General features: G+C 24.9%; 1 protein-coding gene and 1 pseudogene. Both read left to right on the forward strand.

The genetic code is table 11. From position 1 onward, the window contains the following. A pseudogene (locus tag A6I66_RS16880) lies at positions 1 to 223 on the forward strand (hypothetical protein); the annotation flags it as partial. 2 nt (positions 224 to 225) lie between these two features. Next, complete coding sequence (locus A6I66_RS16360; protein WP_067151961.1) at positions 226 to 1,140, forward strand: hypothetical protein; 915 nt, start codon at positions 226 to 228, stop codon at positions 1,138 to 1,140. Positions 1,141 to 1,219 lie beyond the last annotated feature (79 nt).

Here is a 1,219-nt window from a genome sequence, read left to right on the forward strand (position 1 = left end):
TACTCCAAATTTAAAAAATGGTGTAATACCAACAATTTTATTATTTAATTTAGGCATATTTATGTACATAGAATGGCTAGGAAGAACTCATAAATATGCTCTTCAGAAATTTGGGTTTAAATACCCAAAATTCATTAGGATATTAATTTATTATTTAATCATTGCTAGTATTTACTATGGTGCTAAAAGTCCTGGCGGAGATTTCATTTATTTTCAATTTTAAGTATGAAAAGATTTATACTAAACTTATCTTTTTTTTTAATTCCATTTACAATTCCTTTAATAATTGAAATGGGTATTAGAAATATTCCAAATGACTACAAAAACAAAAATGCTTTTATGTTAAATAAGGCTTCTGAAATTGAAACACTAATTTTAGGGAGCTCGCATACTCATCTTGGAATTAACCCAATATACCTGGACTCTAAATCATATAATTTAGCATTTCTTGGGGAAAATATAAGTTATAGTTCAAATGTTTATAAAAAATTTAGCCCCAAGTTAAAAAACCTAAAAACCATTATATTTCCCGTTTCATACCATTCATTATTCAATTCTTCAATGTCTAAGAAATGGATTAAAAACTACTCAATATACTACGATATAAACTCTTCTGATCTTCCCGTTGATAATTTAGAAATATTAAACAAAGATGTAAAAACCATATATGAAGATTTAGTTGATTATTATATTAATCATAATGATTCAATCTATTTAAATTCAACCTCATTAGGGTGGTATTATAAGAAGAAGAAACTAGATACATTAAACTTATCCTATATAGCTAAAAAAACAGCTAAAAACCACACTCATAAAGATCATGGACAACTAGCTAAAAACTGTTTAGTATTATTGAAATTAGCACATATATGGAAATCAAACAATATAAACGTTATTTTAATTACACCACCTTTTCATGAAGATTATATAAAAAATATGGATAATCGTCAATGGCAGACCACACTAAAAAAAGTAAAAGAGCTAGATAAACAATTTGATAATTTAGATTATTATAACTTCTATAATGATAAGCACTTCAACAAAAGTGATTTTAAGGATGGAGATCATTTAAATAAACAAGGAGCAAAAAAACTTACAATTATTTTAAATGACATAATCAATCATAGAAATAACTTATAAATCAAAAAAACTTTTTCATTGCACAAAATAGATTGTATTAATCCTACAAAGGAAATTAAGGAGATTATTAAATATAATG

This window comes from Pseudotamlana agarivorans, assembly GCF_001642835.1.
GTDB lineage: Bacteria > Bacteroidota > Bacteroidia > Flavobacteriales > Flavobacteriaceae > Pseudotamlana > Pseudotamlana agarivorans.

Excerpts from the sequence above, each read along its gene's own strand:
- A6I66_RS16360 (WP_067151961.1), top strand. The coding sequence starts at position 226 with ATGAAAAGATTTATACTAAACTTATCTTTTTTTTTAATTCCATTTACA.